This window comes from Levilactobacillus parabrevis, assembly GCF_044051715.1.
Taxonomy (GTDB): domain Bacteria; phylum Bacillota; class Bacilli; order Lactobacillales; family Lactobacillaceae; genus Levilactobacillus; species Levilactobacillus parabrevis.
Genome location: NZ_CP168688.1, coordinates 1,338,945 through 1,362,397, shown reverse-complemented (window position 1 = coordinate 1,362,397; position 23,453 = coordinate 1,338,945). Strand labels below are relative to the sequence as shown.

The 23,453-nt window shown below is 48.5% G+C and carries 24 protein-coding genes; 10 read left to right on the top strand and 14 right to left on the bottom strand.

Going from position 1 to position 23,453, the window contains the following annotated elements; translation table 11 throughout:
• Nucleotides 1-31: 31 nt before the first annotated feature.
• The 5 genes from ACEPSU_RS06470 to hisS form a co-directional block, all read right to left on the bottom strand.
• The gene (locus ACEPSU_RS06470) at nt 32-1,144 is read right to left on the bottom strand and encodes a CDP-glycerol glycerophosphotransferase family protein (protein ID WP_395320714.1); all 1,113 of its coding nucleotides are present in this window, start codon (nt 1,142-1,144) and stop codon (nt 32-34) included.
• Between the two features lie 361 nt (nt 1,145-1,505).
• Nucleotides 1,506-2,381 carry a YitT family protein gene (locus ACEPSU_RS06465; RefSeq protein WP_020088539.1) on the bottom strand — a complete coding sequence of 292 codons (876 nt, stop codon included), beginning with the start codon at nt 2,379-2,381 and terminating at the stop codon, nt 1,506-1,508.
• Between the two features lie 111 nt (nt 2,382-2,492).
• Nucleotides 2,493-3,023, bottom strand: a complete 531-nt coding sequence (msrA, locus tag ACEPSU_RS06460; protein ID WP_395320713.1) for a peptide-methionine (S)-S-oxide reductase MsrA — start codon at nt 3,021-3,023, stop codon at nt 2,493-2,495.
• A gap of 734 nt (nt 3,024-3,757) precedes the next feature.
• A complete protein-coding gene (aspS, locus tag ACEPSU_RS06455) occupies nt 3,758-5,566 on the bottom strand; it encodes an aspartate--tRNA ligase (protein ID WP_395320712.1) in 1,809 nt (602 codons plus the stop codon).
• Between the two features lie 12 nt (nt 5,567-5,578).
• On the bottom strand, nt 5,579-6,874 hold the full coding sequence (hisS, locus tag ACEPSU_RS06450; RefSeq protein WP_395323293.1) for a histidine--tRNA ligase: 1,296 nt from the start codon (nt 6,872-6,874) through the stop codon (nt 5,579-5,581).
• 465 nt (nt 6,875-7,339) lie between these two features.
• On the opposite strand from hisS, the gene ACEPSU_RS06445 reads away from it, so the two are divergent.
• Together ACEPSU_RS06445 and ACEPSU_RS06440 are read left to right on the top strand one after the other, a co-directional pair.
• Nucleotides 7,340-8,191 carry an N-acetylmuramoyl-L-alanine amidase gene (locus tag ACEPSU_RS06445; protein WP_395320710.1) on the top strand — a complete coding sequence of 284 codons (852 nt, stop codon included), beginning with the start codon at nt 7,340-7,342 and terminating at the stop codon, nt 8,189-8,191.
• A 23-nt stretch (nt 8,192-8,214) separates the two neighbouring features.
• Entirely contained in the window at nt 8,215-9,057 is an 843-nt protein-coding gene (locus ACEPSU_RS06440; RefSeq protein ID WP_395320709.1) for a fructosamine kinase family protein, read from the top strand.
• A 268-nt stretch (nt 9,058-9,325) separates the two neighbouring features.
• Here the strand turns inward: ACEPSU_RS06440 and ACEPSU_RS06435 are convergent, their stop codons facing one another.
• From ACEPSU_RS06435 to ACEPSU_RS06405, 7 genes are all read right to left on the bottom strand, one after another.
• Nucleotides 9,326-9,970, bottom strand: a complete 645-nt coding sequence (locus ACEPSU_RS06435; protein ID WP_395320708.1) for an HAD-IA family hydrolase — start codon at nt 9,968-9,970, stop codon at nt 9,326-9,328.
• A gap of 59 nt (nt 9,971-10,029) precedes the next feature.
• Nucleotides 10,030-10,476: a D-aminoacyl-tRNA deacylase gene (dtd, locus tag ACEPSU_RS06430; protein WP_260339339.1), complete on the bottom strand. Its 447-nt coding sequence runs from the start codon at nt 10,474-10,476 to the stop codon at nt 10,030-10,032.
• Between the two features lie 187 nt (nt 10,477-10,663).
• On the bottom strand, nt 10,664-12,895 hold the full coding sequence (locus ACEPSU_RS06425; RefSeq protein WP_260339338.1) for a RelA/SpoT family protein: 2,232 nt from the start codon (nt 12,893-12,895) through the stop codon (nt 10,664-10,666).
• Between the two features lie 28 nt (nt 12,896-12,923).
• On the bottom strand, nt 12,924-13,265 hold the full coding sequence (locus ACEPSU_RS06420; RefSeq protein ID WP_395320707.1) for a hypothetical protein: 342 nt from the start codon (nt 13,263-13,265) through the stop codon (nt 12,924-12,926).
• Nucleotides 13,266-13,327: 62 nt separating this feature from the next.
• The gene (locus tag ACEPSU_RS06415) at nt 13,328-14,080 is read right to left on the bottom strand and encodes a 16S rRNA (uracil(1498)-N(3))-methyltransferase (RefSeq protein ID WP_395320706.1); all 753 of its coding nucleotides are present in this window, start codon (nt 14,078-14,080) and stop codon (nt 13,328-13,330) included.
• Between the two features lie 2 nt (nt 14,081-14,082).
• Nucleotides 14,083-15,033 (bottom strand): 50S ribosomal protein L11 methyltransferase, encoded by a 951-nt coding sequence (prmA, locus tag ACEPSU_RS06410; RefSeq protein WP_395320705.1) that lies wholly within the window; start codon nt 15,031-15,033, stop codon nt 14,083-14,085.
• A 99-nt stretch (nt 15,034-15,132) separates the two neighbouring features.
• Nucleotides 15,133-15,450 carry a hypothetical protein gene (locus tag ACEPSU_RS06405; RefSeq protein ID WP_020088552.1) on the bottom strand — a complete coding sequence of 106 codons (318 nt, stop codon included), beginning with the start codon at nt 15,448-15,450 and terminating at the stop codon, nt 15,133-15,135.
• 749 nt (nt 15,451-16,199) lie between these two features.
• On the opposite strand from ACEPSU_RS06405, the gene ACEPSU_RS06400 reads away from it, so the two are divergent.
• The 5 genes from ACEPSU_RS06400 to ACEPSU_RS06380 all read left to right on the top strand — a co-directional run bounded on the left by ACEPSU_RS06400 (nt 16,200) and on the right by ACEPSU_RS06380 (nt 19,362).
• On the top strand, nt 16,200-16,583 hold the full coding sequence (locus ACEPSU_RS06400; RefSeq protein WP_395320704.1) for a hypothetical protein: 384 nt from the start codon (nt 16,200-16,202) through the stop codon (nt 16,581-16,583).
• Between the two features lie 173 nt (nt 16,584-16,756).
• Complete coding sequence (gene mscL, locus ACEPSU_RS06395; RefSeq protein WP_260340322.1) at nt 16,757-17,134, top strand: large-conductance mechanosensitive channel protein MscL; 378 nt, start codon at nt 16,757-16,759, stop codon at nt 17,132-17,134.
• Nucleotides 17,135-17,281: 147 nt separating this feature from the next.
• Nucleotides 17,282-17,974, top strand: a complete 693-nt coding sequence (locus tag ACEPSU_RS06390; protein WP_395361478.1) for a hypothetical protein — start codon at nt 17,282-17,284, stop codon at nt 17,972-17,974.
• Entirely contained in the window at nt 17,974-18,846 is an 873-nt protein-coding gene (locus ACEPSU_RS06385; protein WP_395320702.1) for a DNA/RNA non-specific endonuclease, read from the top strand. Before ACEPSU_RS06390 ends, ACEPSU_RS06385 begins: the two co-directional genes overlap by 1 nt.
• A gap of 153 nt (nt 18,847-18,999) precedes the next feature.
• Nucleotides 19,000-19,362, top strand: coding sequence for a hypothetical protein (locus tag ACEPSU_RS06380; RefSeq protein WP_020088556.1), 363 nt, complete (start codon nt 19,000-19,002; stop codon nt 19,360-19,362).
• A 41-nt stretch (nt 19,363-19,403) separates the two neighbouring features.
• On the opposite strand, the gene ACEPSU_RS06375 is transcribed toward ACEPSU_RS06380, so the two are convergent.
• Nucleotides 19,404-19,664, bottom strand: a complete 261-nt coding sequence (locus ACEPSU_RS06375; RefSeq protein ID WP_395320701.1) for a hypothetical protein — start codon at nt 19,662-19,664, stop codon at nt 19,404-19,406.
• Between the two features lie 147 nt (nt 19,665-19,811).
• On the opposite strand from ACEPSU_RS06375, the gene ACEPSU_RS06370 reads away from it, so the two are divergent.
• Nucleotides 19,812-20,009, top strand: a complete 198-nt coding sequence (locus tag ACEPSU_RS06370; RefSeq protein WP_125702097.1) for a hypothetical protein — start codon at nt 19,812-19,814, stop codon at nt 20,007-20,009.
• 237 nt (nt 20,010-20,246) lie between these two features.
• Here ACEPSU_RS06370 and ACEPSU_RS06365 read toward each other — a convergent pair whose 3' ends face one another.
• Nucleotides 20,247-20,489: a hypothetical protein gene (locus ACEPSU_RS06365; RefSeq protein WP_395320699.1), complete on the bottom strand. Its 243-nt coding sequence runs from the start codon at nt 20,487-20,489 to the stop codon at nt 20,247-20,249.
• Nucleotides 20,490-21,143: 654 nt separating this feature from the next.
• Here ACEPSU_RS06365 and ACEPSU_RS06360 point away from each other — a divergent pair.
• Nucleotides 21,144-22,130 (top strand): hypothetical protein, encoded by a 987-nt coding sequence (locus tag ACEPSU_RS06360; RefSeq protein WP_395320698.1) that lies wholly within the window; start codon nt 21,144-21,146, stop codon nt 22,128-22,130.
• A gap of 519 nt (nt 22,131-22,649) precedes the next feature.
• On the top strand, nt 22,650-23,045 hold the full coding sequence (locus ACEPSU_RS06355; RefSeq protein WP_395320697.1) for a transporter: 396 nt from the start codon (nt 22,650-22,652) through the stop codon (nt 23,043-23,045).
• The last annotated feature ends 408 nt before the right edge of the window (nt 23,046-23,453 follow it).

Here is a 23,453-nt window from a genome sequence, read left to right as displayed (position 1 = left end):
ACTGCACTCCTTTAAATTTTAATCGCTGGTGCTAATCTAGCAACGCAGCATAACGGTCAACGACCCGCTGTGTGGCCGCCCCATCGTTGGCGGAATTCCACCGTTGGTTAAACTGGGTTAGATCGGTTGGCGCGTCGGCTTTAATCGCTGCCGCCAACTGATCGGTCGTCTTGATGATTGACCCAGGCAACCAGTCTTCCAAGTCCGGTTGAACACCGGGATCTTGCCGGTAATCGTCCAGATCGAACAGGAAGAACAACAGACTGTGTGCATTGGGCACCAGGCTGTAGTCAAAGGCCACTGAAGAATAATCCGTAACGACCGTTTCCGCAACGTTCAACAAGTCCGTGGTACTGATGTCCTCAGTCACCACGACCTGTTGTCCCAATTGCGCCTGTAACTTCTGCGCACTGGCTTTTAACGCCGGATGAATCTTCACGACTACCTTCGCATTGGGATCAGCGGTCAACGCTGCTGCCAACCCAGCTGGTGGCGTGAAGGTCACGCCCTCACGGTAGGTCGGCGCATACAAAATGACCCGGTGGTCCACCAACTCAGGTGCCGCTTTGGCAACCGCTTCACGTGACAATTGCTGCCACTTCGGATCGGAATACCGGTCCGACCGCGGATAGCCTAAAACTTGCATTCGCGCGACAGGCACCCGATAGCTTCTAGCAAAGACTTGACCCATTGCTGGCGAACCAACAACGTACTCATCAAAGTGATCGTAGACCGCCTGAAACCGTCGCTGGTCGCTGGCGGAACGCTGCGCCGTGGTGGGATCATCCCAACCAAAGCGCTTGATGGCCCCAGCCGCATGCCAGACCTGCACGATCCGCATCCGTTGGGGATGGTGCAAACCACCGAGAAACGCGTAGTAGTTGTCACAAAACAAGACCCGCGCACGCATAATCTGGGGAATGCCCTTCAAGGCAAAGGCCAAATCATCACGAAACGGCCGCACATCAATCCCGGACCGCGCCAAACGCTGCGCCGCCCGTTCCTGTTGCGGTCGGTAAAACACGACTAACGGTCGATCGACCGGTGACGCCTGTGCCAAGGCACGAATAAACGCGAGGTTGTCGCCAAAACTCATCAGGTAAACAAAGTTACGCTGCCGGCGGCCACCACACAAGAGCGACATCAGTCGGATTAACCCTAAATAAATATCTTTCACGCTATCACCAATATCACTTATTTTCGCTGTCCATAACACCGAGAATTATACCACATCTCCGGGGGGAACCTAGAGAAATTTAAGAACCTTTAAGAAACACGTTGAAAATCCACTGGAACTTAGCGGGAGGCTTGGTGAAAAAGCATGGAAACGTCGCGTTCTGTTAAATTACTTTCTACCCACAATGGCTCATAGGTTAACACGATTTTTTTGCGTAAGTGTCAAATTCATGAGACCAATTCCGAAAAAATTACATTAGTAATAAGTAGCAGCCCCCGTTTGACAAAAAATACAGCGGCGAAGGCTTCTCCTTCATCGCTGTATCGATTTACCATTTCGGCTCGTAGAAGTGCCCCAACACCTTCACCGTATCGGAGATGCTGACGAAGGCGTGTGGATCAGCCTCTTCCATGGCGACCTCCAACTCGTCCATTTCATAACGCGTGATGACCGTGAACAAGATTGTCTTCTCATCGTGCCGGTAAGCCCCTTCAGCCCCGTGGACGATGGTGATTCCCCGGCGCATATGGTTCTGAATACTGTCGATGACCGTCTTAGGCCGGTCGGTGATGACCATGACCTGCATCCGTTGTTGACGGGTAAACGTCATGTCGATGACCTTGGCGTTCACGAACAGTCCCAACGCGGAGTACAGCGCATATGGCCAGCCATAAACGAACCCGGCACTCAGGACGATCAAACTGTTAAAGGCGATGTTAATGGTTCCCATGCTTCGGCCAGTCTTACGCCGCAACACGATACCAATAATATCCAGCCCACCAGTCGAAATCCCATTCTTTAAGGCGAATCCCGTCCCGAAACCGTTGACCGCACCCCCGAAGATCGCACAGATAATCGGGTCACTAGTCAAATGAACGGGTTGAATAAACCGAATCATAATGGACGCGAACAGGACACAAATGAACGTAAAAACCGTAAAAGACTTACCAATTTGTTTCCAAGCCAGGACAAACATGGGAATGTTAATCAGAAACAGCCCCAGAGCCGTGGAGATATGAAACATTCCCAACCCTGCCGTCAAACTGTTAACCAACTGTGCTAACCCGGTCACACCGGAGGAGTAAATATGCCCCGGTGTCCAGAAGAAGTTCACCGCAATCGACACCAAGACTCCGTAGAAGAACGCCACGGAGAATTTCGCCGTATAGGTATGCCGTTTTAACAACTGCTGCACATCATCCATGATTTAAATACCAACCTCGCTTACTCTTTTGTCATATTTCATACTATGCTCGGCTTAGTATAGCATTTATCCCCCGCCACGGCCACGTTCCCGCGTATCTTTTAGCGAGTTCTAATGATTCTGCCAGTGCTGTTGGATAAAGTCAGCCCGACCGCCAGCCTCTTCTTGTTCGAAACGTTCGGCATTCTTCTTATAGAACTGTTGGTGCCGTTCCTCCGCTACAAAGAACGGTTGAGCGACCTGAATCTTGGTCACAATAGGCTTGTCAAACTGTTCACGATCCTGCAAAGCTGTCTTCGAGGCTGCTGCCGTTGCCGCCTGTTCTGCGCTATTCACGAAGATTACGGGGCGGTAATTGTCGCCTCGATCTTGAAACTGACCGGCATCATCCGTAGGGTCGGTTTGTTGCCAGTACAACTCAACTAACTGTCGGTAGGTCACCTTGCTGGGATCGAACCAGATTTTAACGGCCTCGGTATGTCCGGTCGTTTGACTCTTAACCTGTTCGTATGTAGGATTCGTCACGGTTCCACCCGTGTAGCCAGACAGGACTTTCACAATGCCCGGAAAGGTATCAAACGGGCGAACCATACACCAAAAACAGCCGCCAGCAAACGTTGCAGTTTCAATTCTCTCACTCATCATAATCACTCCATTTTCTAATGATTCCATTAAACGGCTTTTCACGGGCGGCGTCAAGGGTTACTTACTTTTCGTCACAGCATTGATCTTGGATTCGCCTTACCGGGTGGCGGAAATAGCCTGGAACGCTAGGGCGGACGTTCAGAGCCACAGAGCGGTCTCTGAACTTGCTTTCAAGCCTCTGAGAAACAAGTCTTAAAAGCACCAAAGTTCTAAGCGGTAAAATCCACCGCTAAGAACCTTCCCACGGCTGAGGCTATTTCCGCCATCCTCACGGCTTACATAGATCACTGCTGGCACCGTATGTCTCTCCTTGATGCCCGAAAATGACTATTCAAATCACCTTCACGTCAAATTGCTCATGACTAAAAAGCTTGATTAACCTTGTTTTGAAGATAGCGTCACGATTAACCGATACTCAGTTAAATTGCGTTTTGTCATTTACGCGACACTTATGGAGAAAAACTAGCTTAGCCGGAGGAGGCCAAGGATGGAGCAGCTGTGACAGCGGTGTTGTCTGATGTTCTTTACCAGACTACAGCGCGGGACGAGCTTTAAGCCAGGTGCTCTTCGCGGCTTAAAGTCGAGGTAAGAGATCGCTTCTCAGGCTCTTGCCGGTCCCCACAGCAGCGAAATCCTTGGCAGCCGCAGGCGACAGGTTTTCCGCCATCACATATCTTCAGTAAGCAAAAAAACGCCAACCGCAAATACGGCTGACGTTTCACCAGACAAAACTAGTCTTTGTCTGCGTCTGAATCTTCTTTTTTAGCGATCAACAAGTCCAAATCAAGCAATTGCTTGTCCGCAACCGTCGATGGGGCTTCGGTCATTGGTTCCGTGGCCTTCGAGTTCTTAGGGAAGGCAATCACGTCACGAATGTTGTCGCGCTTAGCCAGCAACCGGGCGAAACGATCCAACCCGATAGCCAGACCACCATGAGGCGGGAACCCGTAATCTAAGGCTTTCAGGAGGAAGCCAAATTGCTTTTCGGCGCGTTCAGGCGTGAAGCCTAAGGCCTTGAGCATCTTCATCTGCAGTTCACGAGTGTGAATCCGGATGGAGCCCCCACCTAATTCCAAACCGTTCAGGATGATGTCATAACTTTGAGCGTAGGCCTTGTGTGGGTCTTCACCGTCGTTCAAGTAGTGTGCATCCCCTTCGGCAGGCATCGTGAATGGATGGTGTGCTGGAACCCAACGTTCGAGGTCGACATCGTAGTCAAACAATGGCCAGTTGACGATCCATAAGAAGGCCCACTTATTTTGATCGATCATGTCCTGTTCCTTGGCAATGGCTACCCGCAAGTAACCCAAGGTTTGGGCAACGACACGCTTGGAGTCAGCAGCGAACAGCAAGAGGTCACCACTCTTGGCACCAGTCTTCTCAGTGATTTGGGCGAACCAGTCGCCTTCCTTGAAGAACTTGGCAACTGGGCCGCTAAAGCCGTCGTCGGTAACCTTCATCCAAGCTAAGCCCTTGGCGCCGAAGCGTTCAACGTATTGGCCGTACTTGTCGATATCCTTGCGGCTGTACTTGTCAGCACCACCAGGAACGGCGATAGCCTTGACTTGACCACCGTTAGCAACGGCTCCGGAGAATACCTTGAAGTCGGTGTTGGCCATGATGTCGGACAGGTCCTTTAATTCCATACCGAAGCGGACATCTGGTTGGTCGGTCCCGAAACGGGCCATAGAATCGTCCCAGTCCATCCGTTCAAATGGCAGCTTAACATCGACATTTAACGTATCTTTCATGACTTTAGCAATCAGGCCTTCAGTCAGGTCTTGGATTTCTTCAGCAGTTAAGAAGGACGTTTCCAAGTCAATCTGGGTAAATTCAGGTTGACGGTCCCCACGCAAATCTTCGTCACGGAAACAACGGGCGATTTGGTAGTAACGGTCGAAGCCAGACCCCATCAGTAATTGCTTAAACAATTGTGGGGATTGTGGCAAGGCGTAGAAGTGACCAGGGTAGATCCGTGAAGGTACCAGGTAGTCCCGGGCCCCTTCTGGCGTTGACTTGGTCAAATCTGGCGTTTCAATGTCGATGAACCCGTTCTTGTCAAAGTAACTGTGAACGGACTGTACGATCCGGTTCCGTAACAACAGTGACTTTTGCATTTCTGGCCGCCGTAAGTCCAGGTAACGGTACTTCAGACGCAGGTCATCGGAAGCGTTAACGCCATCCTTGATTTCAAATGGCAATTCCTTAGACTTGTTCAACAGGTTGATGCCGGTAACCCGGACTTCAACCTTACCCGTATGCATGTCGGGGTTGATTTCTTTAGGTGCCCGTGCGACAACTTTTCCTTGGATCTCAATGACGTATTCGCTACGCAGTTGGTCAGCAACGGCCAAAGCGTCCTTGTCGAATTCTTCACTGAAGACCAGTTGAACGATGCCTTCGCGGTCGCGGAGGTCAACGAAGATCAAGCTACCTAAGTCACGGCGCTTTTGTACCCAACCCTTTAAGACAACGGTTTGGTCGAGGTAGTCTTCGTTAACTAACCCGGCGTACGTGGTTCGCTTTAAATTCTTTTCCATTCTTATCCCCTCTTATTTTGCCGCAAACTTAGTGTTTACAACGTTTTGGAAATCTTGGTAAACGTCAGCTAACGGCACACTGACTTCTTCACCAGTCTCCATGGATTTTAAATTAGCCGTTTGGTCGGCTAACTCTTGGTTACCAATGGTTAAGGTGTACTTGGCTGCTAAGCGGTTGGCTGTCTTGAATTGGGCCTTAGGTTTGCGTGCCAAGTAGTCACGATCAGCGGTCAGACCAGCTGCACGAATGGCCTGAACCAACTTCAACGTTTCTAAGGACGTGTCGTCCCCGATACCCACGACGTAAACGTCAAGTGGGTGATCGTTAGGAATAACAACCTTTTCGGCTTGCATCAACAGAACCAGGCGTTCGACCCCGAGGCCGAAACCAACGCCGGGCATCTCTGGACCGCCGAGTTCTTCGACTAAGCCGTTGTACCGGCCACCGGCCAGCACAGTCGTGTAACCTTCGCCCAGTGCGGGTGAATCAGCCATGATTTCGAAGATAGTGTGGTTGTAGTAATCCAACCCACGGACCATCGTGGCGTCGACATCGTAGTCAATCCCCAGGGCGTCCAGACTAGCCTTAACCCGGTCGAAATGGGCCGTGGCGTCAGGCGTCAGGAAGTCCAGGATGGACGGTGCATCGGCGACAATCGCTTGATCGTGCTTGTCCTTGCTGTCCAAGACCCGCAGTGGATTCTTGTGCAGTCGAACCTTAGAGTCGTCACTCAGTTCATCAAAGTGTGGTTCCAAGAAGTCGATCAGGGCTTGACGGTAAGCGTCACGGCTTTCCTTGTCGCCCAGCGTGTTCAACGCTAAACGCAAGTGCTTCAGACCGAGCTTGCCCAACAGGTTCATCCCTAAGGCAATGACTTCAACGTCTAATTCTGGAGCGTCACTCCCAAAGGCTTCCACCCCAATCTGATGGAATTGCCGTTGGCGACCGGATTGTGGCCGTTCGTAACGGAACATAGGCCCCATGTAGTAGACCTTGTAAGGCTTGTTGGTCTCTGGACCATAAAGCTTGTTTTCAACGAAGGCCCGCACAACACCGGCAGTCCCTTCTGGCCGCAAGGATAAGTGACGATCCCCCTTGTCCCTGAAGTCGTACATTTCCTTGGTCACGATGTCGGAGGTATCCCCGGAAGTCCGTGAAAAGACTTCGAAGTTTTCAAACATCGGCGTCCGAATTTCTTCGAAGCGGTAATTAGCAAACAACTGACGCGCGGTGGCTTCGACGAATTGCCAGGTCTGTGAATCGCCTGGTAGAATGTCGGCCGTTCCCTTTGGTCGTTGATAACGCATGAGCATTCTCCCTTTCTACGCCTGCAACGAATTTTTATGTTGGTGGTACCCATCCCGCCTCTCGGCTGACACTTGCCACCAACAACGCACACAATAAATTTCAACGCGTTAGTGACAAGCATAGCTATAAGAGCATAAAAAACGCCCCTGTCAATTGACAAGGGCGCAGGTATGCACGGTACCACCTTTTTAAAGTTCTCTGCAGGATAACGTTGCAAACGAATGACGACGAGCGCCATTAGCCTCAAAAGTGTCTTCAGGGTCACACCGTTGACCGCTCCCAGCAACGCGGTCTCTCTAGTAACGGGCTTTCTCCTACTAATCTCTCTCATTGGCAATCTATTTTATTCTTCCTAAGCTTACTGAAACTACCGTGAAAAGTCAAGGCGTCCCCTCACAAAGTTTAAGAGTTATGAAAACCATTCGTGGTATAATTAAACCTAATTTGATGAAGGAGAATTCAGCATGCATTTTAAACCACGCAACTGGCCGGGAATCATTACCGCGCTAGTTATCCTCTTAGTTGCCGGGGGGCTGCTCTTCAGCTTCATCCGCAACAATTCTGTCACCGCCACCGTCAGTAATCTCAACCTGCGCAATGGCCCCGGCCTGACCTATAAAACAACCTATAAAATCAAACGTAACAGTCGCCTGACCATCCTGGGCGAAAAGAACAACTGGTACCACGTCCGCGACAGTCAAAATCACTTTGGTTGGGTCGCCAGCTGGCTGGTTGATCATCCGGGAAACCTTAAAAAAGCGACCAGCCTGTCAGAAGCCACGGTCGTTTTGGACCCTGGTCACGGTGGCAGCGACTCCGGCGCCCTGTCAATCAATCAGAAGCATGACGAGAAGACCTACACGCTGGCCCTGGCCAAACAGGTTGCTAAGCAGCTTCGTGCGCGTGGCACACATGTCATTATGACTCGTGACAACGATAAATCAGTCAGTCTCGCCAACCGACCTAGTCTCGCCAACACTAATCAGGCGAGTGCCTTCATTAGTTTTCACTTCGACTCTTCCCCAACCAATAACCTGGCTTCGGGGACGACAACCTACTATTACCATCGCGACACGTCCTACAAACTAGCCGAGGCGATCAACGATCAGATGGGCGACTTACCCCTAACCAACCGCGGCATCAAGTACGGAAACTTCGAGGTCATTCGCGACAATAGTCGGCCATCCCTTCTACTAGAGATGGGGTACATCAATACCAAGCAGGATTTTAAATATATTCACAGCACCACGTACCAAAAGCAGGTTGCGACCCGGGTCGTCAGAGGGCTCAGCGCCTACTTCAGTTCTCAGTCCTAGTCATTTAGAAAGAAGATCTTACCATGCAACTTACGTCGGAATGGCTAAACCAATTGCCGTTACCGCAAATCCAAGCCGCTCACCCCGTTTCTGGTGGGGACATCAATGAAGCCTTTCAACTAGATACCGCCGAAGGGCCATACTTTCTTCTGGTTCAGCCGGGTAAACCCGTCAGCTTTTACGCCCACGAGGTTGCCGGACTGAAGGCACTGAGCCAAGCCGCTAATGCACCAGAGGTCATCGCCACTGGTGAGATTGGCTCCGATGCCTACCTCGTGTTGGAATTTCTGGAGACTGGTCACGGGAGCCAGTACGAACTGGGCCAAACAGTTGCCCGGGTCCACCACGTCACCGCCAAGCAGTTTGGCTTCGCTGATAGTAACCTCGTCAGCAAGTTACCTAAGAACAACACCTGGCAAGACGACTGGACAACCTTTTACCTAAAGCAACGACTCGACCCACTCGTGCAGCGTGCTCAGGCACATCATCTCTGGAATGCATCCCGCCAAGCTGCATATGACCGTGTACGGCAGGCCATTATCACGGAGAACCAAGACCGGCAGATTCAGCCATCGCTGTTGCACGGCGATCTCTGGGCTGGTAACTATCTGTTCACGGCGGAGGGCGTGCCAACGCTGATTGATCCAGACGTCCTCTACGGCGACCGTGAATTCGATCTGGCCATGACTACCATCTTCGGCGGTTTTACGGCCGACTTCTACCGCGGCTATCAGGATCTTTATCCACTAACGACTGGCTACACTGAACGCTTGCCCCATTACCAACTCTATTACCTACTGGCTCACCTGAATCTTTTCGGTGAGACTTACGGCGAGGCCGTCGACCAGACGTTGGCTCGGGGATAGATTCTTCTAATTTAATGTGAATTTCAAAAGCGCAGACTGCCCGAGCAAGGCAATCTGCGCTTTCATTTGTAATTGGCGTATTATCAGCTTCTTGCATATAGCAAAATGCCAATTTAGATTGATTTCATTGTACAACTAGATGCATTTACCATCAGACTATATCGGCGAAAAATTGTTTCTCAATCGCACCAATACCCTAAAATTCAGCCCGAATTTCCGCTAAATAGTTTGTAATAGACAATAAGCTATCTATTGGTAATTCATCGGTCTATTTTTCGGTCATCCACGCCTGCAAATCGGCCATTCGGGTCACGCGAATCTCCGGCTGGCTCTCGTCCACAATCAAATGTTCCGGATCGAACAACGCTCCTGCCATCCCGGCGCGATGACCGGCTGCCACATCCAGGTTACGATCGCCAATCATGATGGCCGTGTGTGGATCGACTGAATATTGTTGGCAGAGTGCCAACAGACTGGTGGGGTCTGGTTTCCGCGGATAATCGTCATCCTTCGTCACATAACCGCTAAAATACTGATTCAAGTGTAACGTCGTCAGCCGATCCAAGGCCCGCCGGTTACGATGGGTTAACAAGAAGTTCCGACCGCCGCTGGCCACAACGGTTGCCAATAACTCGGCTACCCCAGGAAAAGCCACGGTCTCATTCAGCAGTGGCGCTGCTAGCTGTTCATAGATCTTGGATAGTCGGTCACGGTCCACTTGATACTCCGCGGTAAAGCGCTGATAAGCCGTACCCAAACTGTGCTGACGCATTGCCCGGTAGATATCTTCGCTGTCGATTTCAAAATCATTCACGCCACAAGCGACCAACGCCTCACCAAAGGCCTTGACCATCCCCGGATAGGTATCGACTAAGGTGCCATCAAAATCCCAAAATACTTGCTGATAACGCATGTTGTTTCCTCCCGAAAAAACGAGCCCGAACGCTTACCGCCCAGACCCGCTCTACTAATTTATTTGTGATCCGTGTCAAACCAAATCGTAACGGGGCCATCGTTGACCAAGGCCACCTGCATGTCGGCGCCAAAGACGCCCGTTGCGACCTTGATACCTTCAGCCGCCAGTTTTGCGTTGAGTTCTTCATACAATTTTTTCGCATGAGTTGGTTCGCCAGCCGCCGTAAAACTCGGGCGGTTGCCCTTTTTGGTACTTGCATATAATGTGAATTGGGAGACGGATAGAATCTGGCCATCAACATCGGCCAAACTCAGATTCATCTTACCCGCGTCGTCCTCAAAGACCCGCAACTTACTGATCTTATGGACGAGGTAGTCGACCTCTTCACTGGTATCGCTGTCCTGAGCACCCACCAGCAGGCAAAATCCCTGCTGGATGGCCCCGTGAACTTGACCGTCGATGGTGACGGATGCCTCGCTTACTTTTTGGAGTAATACTCGCATGGTGACCCTGCCTTTCTGTCTTATGTAATCGGCTGAGGTTCGCTCGCTTCGGGGCGACCTGGCCGAAACGTGAAAAAAAGGGCAGCCGATTCCGCTTAACCCCGATAAGCCAAGAATACAAGCCCGGTATTCTCAGTTTATCGACGTTAATGCTCGTCAGCTAACCGCCTTTTTTCTCACTTTTTCTTTAATGAAACGCCCGCTTAACCACGTAGACGTCCGGAATATTTTTAATGTTATCGAGAATCCGTTGCAGTTCAAACTGGTTTCGTGTCCCCACGCTGACCGAGATAACGGCCATCCGGTTGTGATCGACCTTGCCGTTGATGGACGTCAGGTACTTGGTGTTGTTGTTGATGGTCCGCAATACATCGTTCAGCAAGCCATTACGGTTGTAGCCCTGGACTTCGATGTCGGCATTGTAGTTGGTCTTATCGCCAGCCATATCGCCCCAGCGAACCGCCACGATCCGTTCACCGTTTTTCTCGGCTTGCTTCACGTTCGGACAATCCTTCCGGTGCACGGAAACCCCACGACCTTTGGTAATGTATCCGACAATATCGTCGCCTGGAACCGGTGAACAGCAGTGACTTAGCCGAATCAACAGGTTGTCGACCCCTTCGATCACGACGCCATCAGAATCCTTGCCCTTACGATCCTTCTTATCAGCGTCTGGATCGTTCTTAATGGTTTGGTGTTCCTCCAGCAACTCGCGTTCTTCCTGGCGCTGCCGTTCGTCCTCCTCGGCCTTACGTACGCCTTCGGTCAACCGGTTGGCCACACCGCGCGGTTGGATATCACCGAACCCAATGGCTGCCAATAAATCATCGGCGTGCTGGTAGTGCATCTTAGCCGTGACCTTTTCCAAGTTTTCCTTGTTCATCAAGGCCTTGGGTTCATAGCCGAGTTCGCGAATCGTCCGTTCCACGGCATCCTGCCCTGCCACGATGTTTTGTTCACGGTCAGTCTGACGGAAGAACTGCTTGATCTTGTTCCGTGCTCGCCGCGTCGAAACCAGCTTGAGCCAGTCACGACTGGGTCCGGCAGAACTCGAAGACGTCCGAATATCAACGATGTCCCCGTTCTTAATCTCGTAGTTCAACGGGACAATCTTACCGTTGATCGTCGCTCCGGTCGTGTGGTGCCCGACCTCGGTGTGAATGGCGTAGGCCATATCCAACGGACCGGCACCCTTAGGCAATTCAAGTACGTCGCCCTTAGGGGTAAACGCGTAAACGTGGTCCCCAAAGAGTTCACCCTTGACACTGTCCATGAAGTCGGAAGCATCATCAGTATCTTCCTGCAATTCAATGATGTGCTTAAAGATATTGAGCTTATCTCCGGAATTGGTCTCTTGAACCTTGTCCTTGACACCTTCCTTGTACGCCCAGTGCGCAGCGACCCCGTATTCAGCGACCGCGTGCATTTCTTTCGTCCGAATCTGGACTTCCAGTGGCTTGCCTTCGGGACCAATCACCGTGGTATGCAGGGATTGGTACATGTTGGCCTTGGGCATTGCGATGTAATCCTTAAACCGGCCGGGCATTGGCTTCCACTGTGAGTGGATGGCCCCCAGCACGGCATAACAATCCTTAATGGTATCGACGATGACTCGAATCGCCAACAGGTCATAGATTTGGCTAAACTGTTTGTGCTGGTCCTTCATCTTGCGGTAGACCGAGTAGATATGCTTGGGGCGACCATAGATTTCGGGCTGTAGCTTCAGATCCTGAATAGAGGATTGGATGACCTTGATGGCCCCCGCAATGTACTGTTCCCGTTGATCCCGCCGTGAATTCATCAGGTGAACGATCCGGTAATACTGTTGGGGATTCAAGTAACGGAGCGAAATGTCTTCCAGCTCCCACTTGATAGTGCTAATCCCTAAACGATCGGCCAGCGGTGCATAAATTTCCAGCGTTTCATTAGCGATTCGGCGTTGCTTATCGGGCCGCAGGTGTTGCAGTGTTCGCATATTATGCAGGCGATCGGCCAATTTGACGATCATGACCCGGATATCCTTGGACATCGCGAGCAACAACTTTCGGTGATTTTCAGCCAATTGTTCTCGGTTAGACTTGTATTTAATCTTCCCGAGCTTCGTCACACCGTCCACAATCAAAGCCACGTCGTCACCGAAAAGTTCCCGCACGTCACTCAATGACACACCGGTATCCTCCACGATATCGTGCAGGAAACCAGCGGAAACCGTTTCGGGATCCATGTTTAGATCAGCCAGGATTCCCGCCACTTGAATGGGGTGCATAATGTAGGGTTCACCAGATTGGCGATGCTGGTCCTTGTGGGCAACTGTTGCGAAATGACAGGCTTTGACCACCATCTCAACGTGTTGCGCATTCATATATTTACCGACTCTGGCAATTACTTCTTCAGCCGTCCAGACGCGTTCTTTGGTCATATTGGACGCCACCACCCTTAGTTATAAATTATGATTCGATTGCTTGCTTCGTTTCCGTTAAACCATAGCCCAGATAAGCTAGGCACAGATAGACCACCGCGAAGGACCACGTGTACTGAGGTAAGAATAGATAGGACCCCAGTAAGTAGACCAGTGGCCAAATAATGAGCCACCAGCCGGGCTGAGTCCGGCGATAGATTCGCCGGCCCAGTGCCACGGCCAAGCCACCATTGACGATGACCAGTAATCCCGCAAAGCGCCAGACTGGACTGACTCCCAACCAACTCAACACTGCGGGGACGATCATTCCCATCACCAGACCGACCGCCCAGTAACGCCAACCCACTCTCTCCAAAAACGCCATCCACATTCACCCAATTCTCTCTTATAATTGGAACCATTTTAGCATGTTTTCACAGAGATTTCATTAAATCATCTCGGTTGTTGAAGTTCCATCACCATCGAAACGGCTGAAAGCAGGTATAATGGGGCAGTTTCCGTTCGTAAAATCCGGGGGCCTAGACCAACTAGTGTCGTCTGAGCGGCCTGGGCTGCAGCCACTTCGGCTGGACTAATACCGCCTTCAGGGCCAAAGATGGTCAACAGACTCTGTCCCGGCGTAACGGCCTGTAGCTGTTGATTTAAGGCACTCTGTTCACCCTGCTTGGCTGATTCTTCATAGGCCATTAAGCGCACGTCTACGGGCTCCTGAAGGACTGCTGCGAGGTTCTGGACATAGCTCACGACAGGTCGCCGTAACCGATGAGATTGTTCGGCCGCACCGTGGGCAATCTTAGTGAGTCGTTTTATTTTTTTATCAACTTTATTCCCCTGCCACTTGGCAACGGACCAGTCACCACCGAAGAAGATGATTCGGTCAACACCGAGTTCGGTCGCTTTCTGGGTAATCCACTCGGCCTTCTCCTGTTTAGGTAGCCCACAGGCAATCGTTACGTGAACCGGTAATTCCACTTTCGGCGTGGGAACAGCCGTCAACGTTACGGTTGCCGCCTCAGTAGTCACCTGCGTCAATTCGCCGTGGAAGAGATGGGCCTGGGCGTCGACAAATTCTGCCGTGGCACCGACTTCGGCCCGCAGAACCGTCACCCAGTGATGGGCAATCGTCTCGGGTAACACCACATGGTCGCCGGTCTGATGGCTGTCATCTAAGAAATACCGTTGCATGCCTATTCATCCTCCGTTGGTTTGTGCGCGATTACACCACGCCAGTCCTTCATCTGTAAGATGTTATCAATGATAAAGCCCTGTTTTTCTTGCGCAGCAACCACTTCATCCAATTTGTCAGCAATGATGCCCGACGTCAGGAAGTAACCACCATCGGTCAAGTTTTCCCACGCTTGTGGCACTAAAGGTAGGATGATCTCAGCTAAAATGTTCGCCACAACCAGGTTAACCGGCTGGTGAATGCCCTTCAGTAAGTCGTTAGGCTTAGCTACGACATCCTTAGCGATTGGGTTCAAGTCCAGGTTGGTCTTGGCGGAACGAACGGCCACCTCATCGAGGTCAAACGCCGTGATGTCCTTAACCCCCATGTATTTGGCCGCAATACTCAACACACCGGAGCCCGTTCCCACGTCGTACATGGATTCGCCACCACGGACGACCATTTCCAGGGCGGTCATCGAGAGCCGCGTTGTTGGATGGGTCCCCGTCCCAAAGGCCATGCCGGGATCGAGGCGAATGACGCTCTCATCAGCTTGTACAGGTTGATAGTTCTCCCAGCTGGGGGTAACCGTCAAGTAACGCGTCACGCGGACTGGATGGTAGTACTTCTGCCAGGCAGTTGCCCAGCTCACGTCATCAACAGCCTTGGTCGTCACCGTTCCTGGCTGGGGATCGAGGCCAAATTGACTGAGTTCGTTGACCCGCTGCTTGATGGTTGGCAGAATTTCGGGAACAAACACCGTTTCGGGATAGTACGCGGTAATCAGCGCGCCCGTGGTCCGATGGGGAATCGTCTTGAGGTCCACGATTTCACCAAACTTACCGGCCTTTAAGTTAGCATAATCAGCGGCATCATCAATTTTGACCCCGCTGGCACCGGCTTCCTGTAAGATGTTGCTGACCGCTTCAACGGCCTCGTTCGTGGTTAAAACACTGACTTCGGTCCATTCCATGAATTATTTCCTCCTTAATCTATGTAAAAAAAGAGCCGGGACAACAACCTTGTCACCAGCTCACCGCTAAACATTTAAGAAATTGACGAAGACGGCCGCCTAGACCTTCTCGGTTTTCGACGGGTGGTCAGCGTTTTTTTGCTTTCGCTGGGCAAGACGTGTTTCGAGATAGTCCAACATGTCCGCCTCATTTTGGAATACGCGGGGATGCTTCTGTTTATGCAGGCGCAAATCAATCTCGTTAATTCGCTGACGCCCGGTCCACGTATGCCCATAACGAATGATTACCCGGTTATTGAGCGAATCTTTTCCGAATTTGAAGACGTAGACGCTCTCTGGCGCCATCAACGGCCGAATATACGATTTTTCATAACGGTAGTTGTTCTGCCGCAAAAACTCTTTGGTTCGACTCAGCATGGTAATCACCTCCTATACAATGACAATCGGCACGGTTCCTAGCTTTCAGGGCCGTTTAGACTGCCTTACCATTTTAAAATGTATCAATAATTGATAATAGTTGATTTTACGCCAGAATGCAAGTAAAAAGTTCACCCACCACAACTTTTGTGAAGCTTGATTTCAGATAAGCCTTCACCGTCTTGTAAACACTTACATTATACTATTTTTTGTCTTTTATTGAAACCATAAATCAGTCTGAATGCCCGTATTAAGGCATTTTTAAAAATATGATAATTACTACTCATTTTTCTCCAAACATCGATAATTGTAGAAAGCAGATACGTTTTGCCTAAGTCATATTAAAAGTAGCAAACACAAGTAGTCTCTGTTGCCACTAACGATCTAGCTGAAAATGAATTTATATTACACTATATTGACCTAACCATCTCAAAAGTCATAGATTCAAAAATACTTTTCCCTACAGAGTTCTCCAAAACATATCAGTCTAATTCTAAACATTATTCCTGAAAGAAGCATAGGTGATTATTCTTAGGACAATAAGCTTGCTTATTTAACCTGTTGCAAGTTTAAAAACAGACAGAGCTGGCTTTGAAATTATGGTATTCTAGAATGAATGATTCTTTGAGCCTGAATATGTTAATACCGTTCAATATCAAATCTTCAAAAGTGGTAATTCCCACATAGATTTTACGTCCAAAACTGATTGACGCTAAAAGCTGAATATACTTAGTCGGAGGATTAAAAATATGAAACACAAATTATTAACAATCGGCTTAATAACACTATCCTTTCTCGTGCTATCAGCCACTAGTGAAAAGGCGTTTGCCTCGAGTACTACGCCCAAAAGTATGCGAGGTTACTACATTGGTGACCATCATCTTTTGTGGTTAACTAAACACACGCTTCACGAAGGTGCCCCACAAGCAGATGTTTACAGTTACCATATCCGAAGTGTTTCAAAAAAGGGTCATAACTACCGTTTCCATACCAGCTTTACAATGGGAAATACCATTTACCCAACGTTAAAATTAAAAAAAGTCGGTTATCACAAACTACGTCTGGTTGGAATGGCGACTGTTCATAAAGTAACTAAAGCTCACTACTATCGTTACGCTAATGGCGGTTATTAATCGATAAATTACTTCGTCTTGAATCTTTCACACCTAGCACCACTTCTACCAAGCATCAAACGCATCAGTAAAGTCGTCTCGCCCTCCACCGCGTTTCGGTTGCAATTTATCAATAAATCGTTAAAAATAGAGGGTAAACGAAGCGGCGCCGAGTCGCGAGGGAGGAAATTATTTTGATCAAGGAATTTAAAGAGTTTATTGCCCGCGGCAACGTGATGGACCTGGCCGTTGGGGTTATTGTTGGGGCTGCCTTCACGGCCATCGTCAATTCGCTGGTAGAAAATCTAATCAACCCCCTCTTAGGAATTTTCATTGGGAGCATTGATTTTTCAGATCTGGTTCTAACGGTCGGCAAGGCCCACTTCCGCTACGGAGCGTTCATCAACTCCATCATTAATTTCTTAATTATCGCGTTCGTGGTCTTCCTACTGATTAAGCTATTAAATAAGCTGTTGCCAAAGCCAGCCGAGGAACCAGCCAAGCCAGAACCAAGCGGCGAGGAGAAGTACCTGAAAGAAATCGTCGAATTGCTGAAAAAAGATGAAAAGTAATCATTTAATGTCGTAACAATACAGGTCGTCCTAGTGGCGACCTTTTTAATTTCTCTGTACGAGATTAAATGCAAATCCAACGTGGTCGACCCAAAACTTAACGGAAAGCCTAGGTTTTGCTTGAAATCGTCTATTCCTCCACATAAAATGAGAGAGAAAGCTGTAACTCGCATTGTCCTAGCAGCGGCTAAAGCCGCTATGTTAGGAATTTTAATCTACATAAAGGAGTGGCTCATCATTTTTCTCACACTTATTTGGCTAGCCGCCTGTGCTGGCGGTGGCTACTGGGCGTTTACCCACCATCGTAAATGGCTGGTGGCTCTCAGCACCGTGCTCTTTATCTTTGGCGGACTGGTCGCGTTGGGTGCCAGTCAGCCCACGGTCCAAACGAAGACGGTCAAGGTCGGCACACAACGTTTGATTGCCGCCCAGAGCGAGTCTCGCCAGCTGGCTGCCTCGTCCAGCCGTCAGGCCAAGGCCTTCGCCGTGGTCGACAGTCAGGTGGCCGATTCCGAGTCAGCTAGCGAGTCCCGTGCGGATAGCGCTAGCGAAGCAGTTGCCAGTTCGAAGGCGAGCGCTCGGTCTGTATCCAAAGCTGAAGTACAGGCCGCCAAGCAAGTTGCCGCTGCAGCCAGTAGTCAAGCGACCCAGACGAGCCGTGCCAGCCACAAGCAAGGCGATCTTGATACCAACAAAGCGAAGAAAATCGTCGGTAATCGCAATTCCAAAATTTACCATACGCCCGATCAAGCCGGCTACCACATGAACAGTAGCAATGCCGTTTATTTCAATACGGAAGCCCAGGCCAAGGCGGCGGGCTATAGAAAGGCGCTGCGCTAATGAAAAAATTTATTACACTTACCGCCAGTCTATTGGCCATTCTTGGAATTGGCCTCAGTGGCTGCGGTCAGCAAAAATCGACTGCCAAGTCGGCTAGCTCCAGCACCAAGGTCGTGTACGACCACGGTCCACAGAAGAAAGCCAGCAGTTTGGAGCGGGCTAATTCCACTGAAAAGGCTCGGCTGGATAAACGCCAATCCAAGCTCAACAGTCAACAGGCCAGTCTCAAAGCAGCCAACAAAGCCGCTGCCCACAAGTCAACACCCTCTGTGCCAGCAAAGACCAAGTCATCCGGAGTCAACCTCGCTAGTCTGACCTACAGTGGGCAACAAGAAATTACCGTCAACCAGAATAAACCTGGCTTCAGCCGGGCCGAACTGTCCACGAAGAATGGTGCCTGGGCAACCTATCACAACCTGGACAGCTTGAACCGGGTCACCGGTGCGGCTGCCCTTCTGAATCAGTCGCTGATGCCTAGCGCTAAGCGAGAAGCCCTGACGGTCGATCCAACGGGTTGGCATAACAAACGCACCAGCCACGGGTGGCTCTATAACCGCAGTCACTTGATTGGCTACCAATTTACCGGGCAAAATAACAATCCTAAGAATCTGATGACTGGAACCCGAACGCTGAACAATCCCGCCATGCTACACAACGAGATGGACGTGGCGACCTACCTCAAGGAAAGTAAGAGTCACTACGTTCGCTACGCCGTGACGCCGGTCTTCAAGGGCAATGAGCTGGTGGCACGCGGGGTTCAGATGCGCGCCCAGTCCATTGGGTCCAACGCGGTTCATTTCAACGTTTACATTTTCAACATCGAACCCGGTTATACCATTGATTACACCACTGGATATAGTCGTGTAAGTTAATGGGTTCGACTGCGGGTACGAATAATTTGCAAGTTTGCTTACCATTCACGGAGATAATGCTATACTATTCGAGGGATACGGTTTCGTAATCACTATGATTTGTGTCGACAAATCGATATTACATAAATTATGAAACGCAAAGAGGATGAGCATATGAGAAATGAGAAGATTGAACTTACCAAGACTGATTGGCAACGCGCTCAAACGGCCGTCTTCAATGAATACGACCGCTTCGTCAAGCAACTACACGTTGAGGGCGTTGACTATACGATTCTGCTAGCACGACGGATTGTGATCTATCAAGACTTGATTGAAGAGTGGAAGCATCAGCTACCGACGTTGATCACGGACTTGGAAGACAATTCACAGGCACTCACCGTCTTCGATGATCTCGCCAACGATGGACAGAGTCATCTGCTCAAACGTTGTGCGAAGAAGATGGAAGCGTGGCCGGACTACATCCCCTCTCAACTCACGATTTGGTTGGAGCTGGCAGAGGATGCCGAACGGGAATAGGACATTAAAAGCGCGTAAGACCAGTGGCCCTACGCGCTTTCTTAATTGGCAACAACGGTGGACTCTTCAGGCGTCCAGGTAATGAGATCCAGGTGCACCAGTCGCGATAGATAAAACGATAACTCGGCGGTGGTAATCCCCAGTTTTTCACGAAGCGCCTTGACCGTCATGGGTTGTTCTGGTGCAACGGCAATGTCTAGCAGCGTTTCAATCAACGCAATTTCCGTTGTATCCAGGTGATCAATGACCTGATTCAACCGCCGACTGAAGGCGTGAACGCCATTCTTAAATTCAAATTCCATCAGTTTCATCTCCCCCCAAGATTAATTACCCCAAAATAACTTGGCTTTAGCTTATCACGGTGGTAATTAAGTGACGCTGTGAGGCACTGACTATGATAGCGTGATTGACCAACCAACTAACAACGATTACAAAGGAGACGATGCGTCATGGATACACTGATCAAGACAATTCTAGACAAGGTTGCCAAACTCCCGGCAAAACGCAACCTGATGTACGATGTCGAAGGCTTCACTGAGGAAGAAGTGGCGACTATTCAAGAAAAGCTCGCTGCACACGATGACCTCCACGTAGAATTAACCGGGACCAAGCGGCATCCGGTATTGGAAATTCATCCGCAGGCTTAGGCGTTCCCTATATTTATCAATTAGGCCTAGGCAACGGCCTCTAAAGCGGTTACACTGAGGTTAACCACGAAGGAGGCCTCTACATGCATAAGCATACATCCAAGTGCCTGAATATTATTTCAATAATCCTGCACCTTGTTACCATCTGCGTACTGTTACGGACGCTCCATCATGAACGTGAAGAAGATTAATGATCATTAAGGGACGCTGCTCGCTCTGAGCGGCGCCCCTCTTTATTTACACCCGACTGCCATAGTCAAGTAGTTCAAGCTGACTGAACTTTTCCAACCGGTGTTCGATTTCCTCGGCCGACAGCTGAATGCAACCATTGGGAATTACGCAGTCATTGGTCCAGGACCACTGCGTAATCTGGTCGAGCAATTGAATATCTCCATCGTCTAAATCATCGATCACTATTGCCAACCGGTCAATAAAGGCCGTGGCTCCCCCGTGAAACCGAAATGCTAATCCTTTAGTCATTAGAAACTCCCCCTTGCTGACGCCTTGTCTAGCTTGTTTGTAGGTTACCATTATTGTCAGGGGAACGGCTACAAGTCGACTTGTCTGGGTAGGCCAGTTTATGAACGAAACAAAATTATTTCATGTTATATTCAGACAAATCCTTAAATAATCAACGCAATAGTCAGTAACATCCCAAATATTCAGTATATTTATACAAATATCACTTTTAATTATCCAAGGCACGTAGTATTCTTAATATTGTCGTGTTTTTATCGACTTTAAATTCTCTTTCTTAGAATCTAAACCTGCTAATACTTAAATTTTAAATTACCTGATAAATTTTTCCTCAACCGTATATCTAGACCCCCTTCAACCCATAAGGAAAAACTCCTCTCTAGATAAACAAGCTTTTGTTATTTGCTTGCCTACCTAAAGAGGAGTATATCCGAAATATCGCGATTGCCTTCGAGTAGCCATCGTGCTCTGACCATTCAGGATTATTGGCTTTAAAAATTATTGTTAATAGATTATTTGAGGAAACCAATTGTTTTTAGAATTAAGAATTGCCCCACTCTACGTAATTTAACAATAGTTGTAAAGCATACGTTCACTTTTAACTACCGTCCACATCCGAAGACGTTAAAAGCTGTACATATTTCTGGGAGAGAAAACATGAACAAAATTGAATCTATTAGTTTAATCATACTTAGCTCATTATTACTGACTGGATGTAATACTCAAAAGAAATCGATGGTCACACGTAACGCTACCTCCTCGGAGCTTAATAAAAGTCTAAGTGAGACCTTAAAAGTCGAAACGGACGTTTACGTAGCCGCTATTCGTGGAAATGGAAGTACCACTAAAGAAATGTCCATCCTTGCAAAAAGCTCCAACAAAAAGCTTAGAAAATTAAATTCTAAATTGAAAAATTATAAGGCTTCAAAAAAAGTAACCGCACTCATCGAATATAATAATGATGCTCAAGCACTCGCTTCAGCAGTACTTACCAATAAAAGCGACAAGAAGATATATGGTTCTGCCCTTAAAGCAAATAAACAAGCAAGAAAGGTAGATGTAAAATCTGGATTCCACGCCTCTAAACCGATTGTTAATGATTATTACGCCTCGCTTAAAGAGTACGGAAGAATATATTCAGATGGTTCTCAGAGGGTCATTACTTACCCATCTCACAAAACTTATCACCAATCTGATACTTCAACATTACATACATTAACCGAAAAGTACGTATATACAGCTAACAAAGACAATACCTGGAATGGCGCCAATACTCAGATTGATGGTGTCTCTATAACCAAGACTAAATCTTTTACTTTCACTGATAATGATAATAACTCACAAACTGGCAATGGAATCATCATGGTTAACATTACTACAAAGGCAAATAAAGATATTTACTTTTATCCTAGCACGGGGAAATTGATTACTAATGATGGGCAACAATTGGATGCTGCTCGTTCTAGCGACTCATTTGGTCAAATTTACTCTAGTGCAAAAAAAGACGGAACAATTCTCTTCTACATTCCAAAACTAAAGAACGTCAACTCCATTAAAAATATACGGTTTGTGTTTGATGCTCATGAAGAAAAAAATGTTCTCAACAGTAAAGACTACAGTTTCAACATTAATCTGGATAAATAATTCTATCGCTTATGCAGTTAATTCCTTCCAAACTCAGAAATCGAAAGTTATCTTCAAATCATGGCAACCAGCACAAAAGCCAGACCGATTATGTTGACGATAGATTCAGTCTGGTGCTTCACCCCTTGGTCCAATCCTGGGGTGAAGCATAAAATAAAAAAACAAAGACGGAATTAAGATGACGAAGTGCCCCCTCGAATTGAAGTAGATTCAACTCGAGGGGGCACTATATTTTCAACAAGAATAAAACGACAGTAAGCACCTAATAACTGACCGTATTGAAATACAGGCAAAAGAAGAATGACGTCCTGCGTTTGTTTTGCCTGTCGCTGCAATCGTTTCTCTTGTACCACTAACAGTTGCGGTCTCTCATCGACGGCCGAAAGCCCCGTGCCCGAAGCTGTGAGTATTAGCTGATCTCTCGAATTGGCATTCCCGTCTGTTTAAGGCGTTTCAAAAAGACCGCTCACTTTAAATCTTTGTCATCGTAAAGTCGATGATTCTCAGGAAGAGTTTATTATGACTCGATTAAAGCTTAACACCTGGACCGGCGTCTTAGACATTGTCAACTGTGTCTTGTTCGCTATTTCTTGGTTTGTAATTTTTAGTACTGCGTTCAGCGATGCAAGTAACGGTGGAAACGCAACGGATTCCGCCGCTAACTTTTTCTACGCAATGGCTTGGATTGGCGTCGTTTTGAATATTGTCGCCTTAATTCAATCTCGTAAGCACAATATCTCACTCGTGGGATCTGTCTTAGGAATCATCGGTAGTGCTTTGTTCGGCTTCACGGCCGCACTTGCCTTCCCTGCAATGGTTGTTTTAATTGTCGCGGCAGTCTTCATCATGCTGCAACACCCAAGCAAAAACTACGCTAATCAAAGCAACAATGATCCACAAACGCCTACAAACTAACTTAAAAATTAAATTATCCCACAATAAAGAAGTGTGCTGTCAGGAAAAAATGACAGCGCACTTCTTTTGAATTTAACTATTTTATCGATACATTGATAAGTGGTAGGAAACACTTGGATACCGAAAAGCAGTTCCACAGGCCTGCGCCACTGTTTGACCTCGTCTCCGCCGATTTAGAACGCCTCCTGGTTCAACCGTCATTTACATGCCAATGCGGTAATCTCAACATTTTTTTGAAAGTGCTGGTAAATCAGCATCTATTCAGACATTTAAACCCAACCGATACTTACTCTCAGAAATACTTATCTGTTTCTACCTAATGTGAAGGGAATATGGAAAACTATGTGTTGACTGCGCGAACACTTGTTCGTATAATGATATTGAGGTGATGAACATGGAAATGCACGC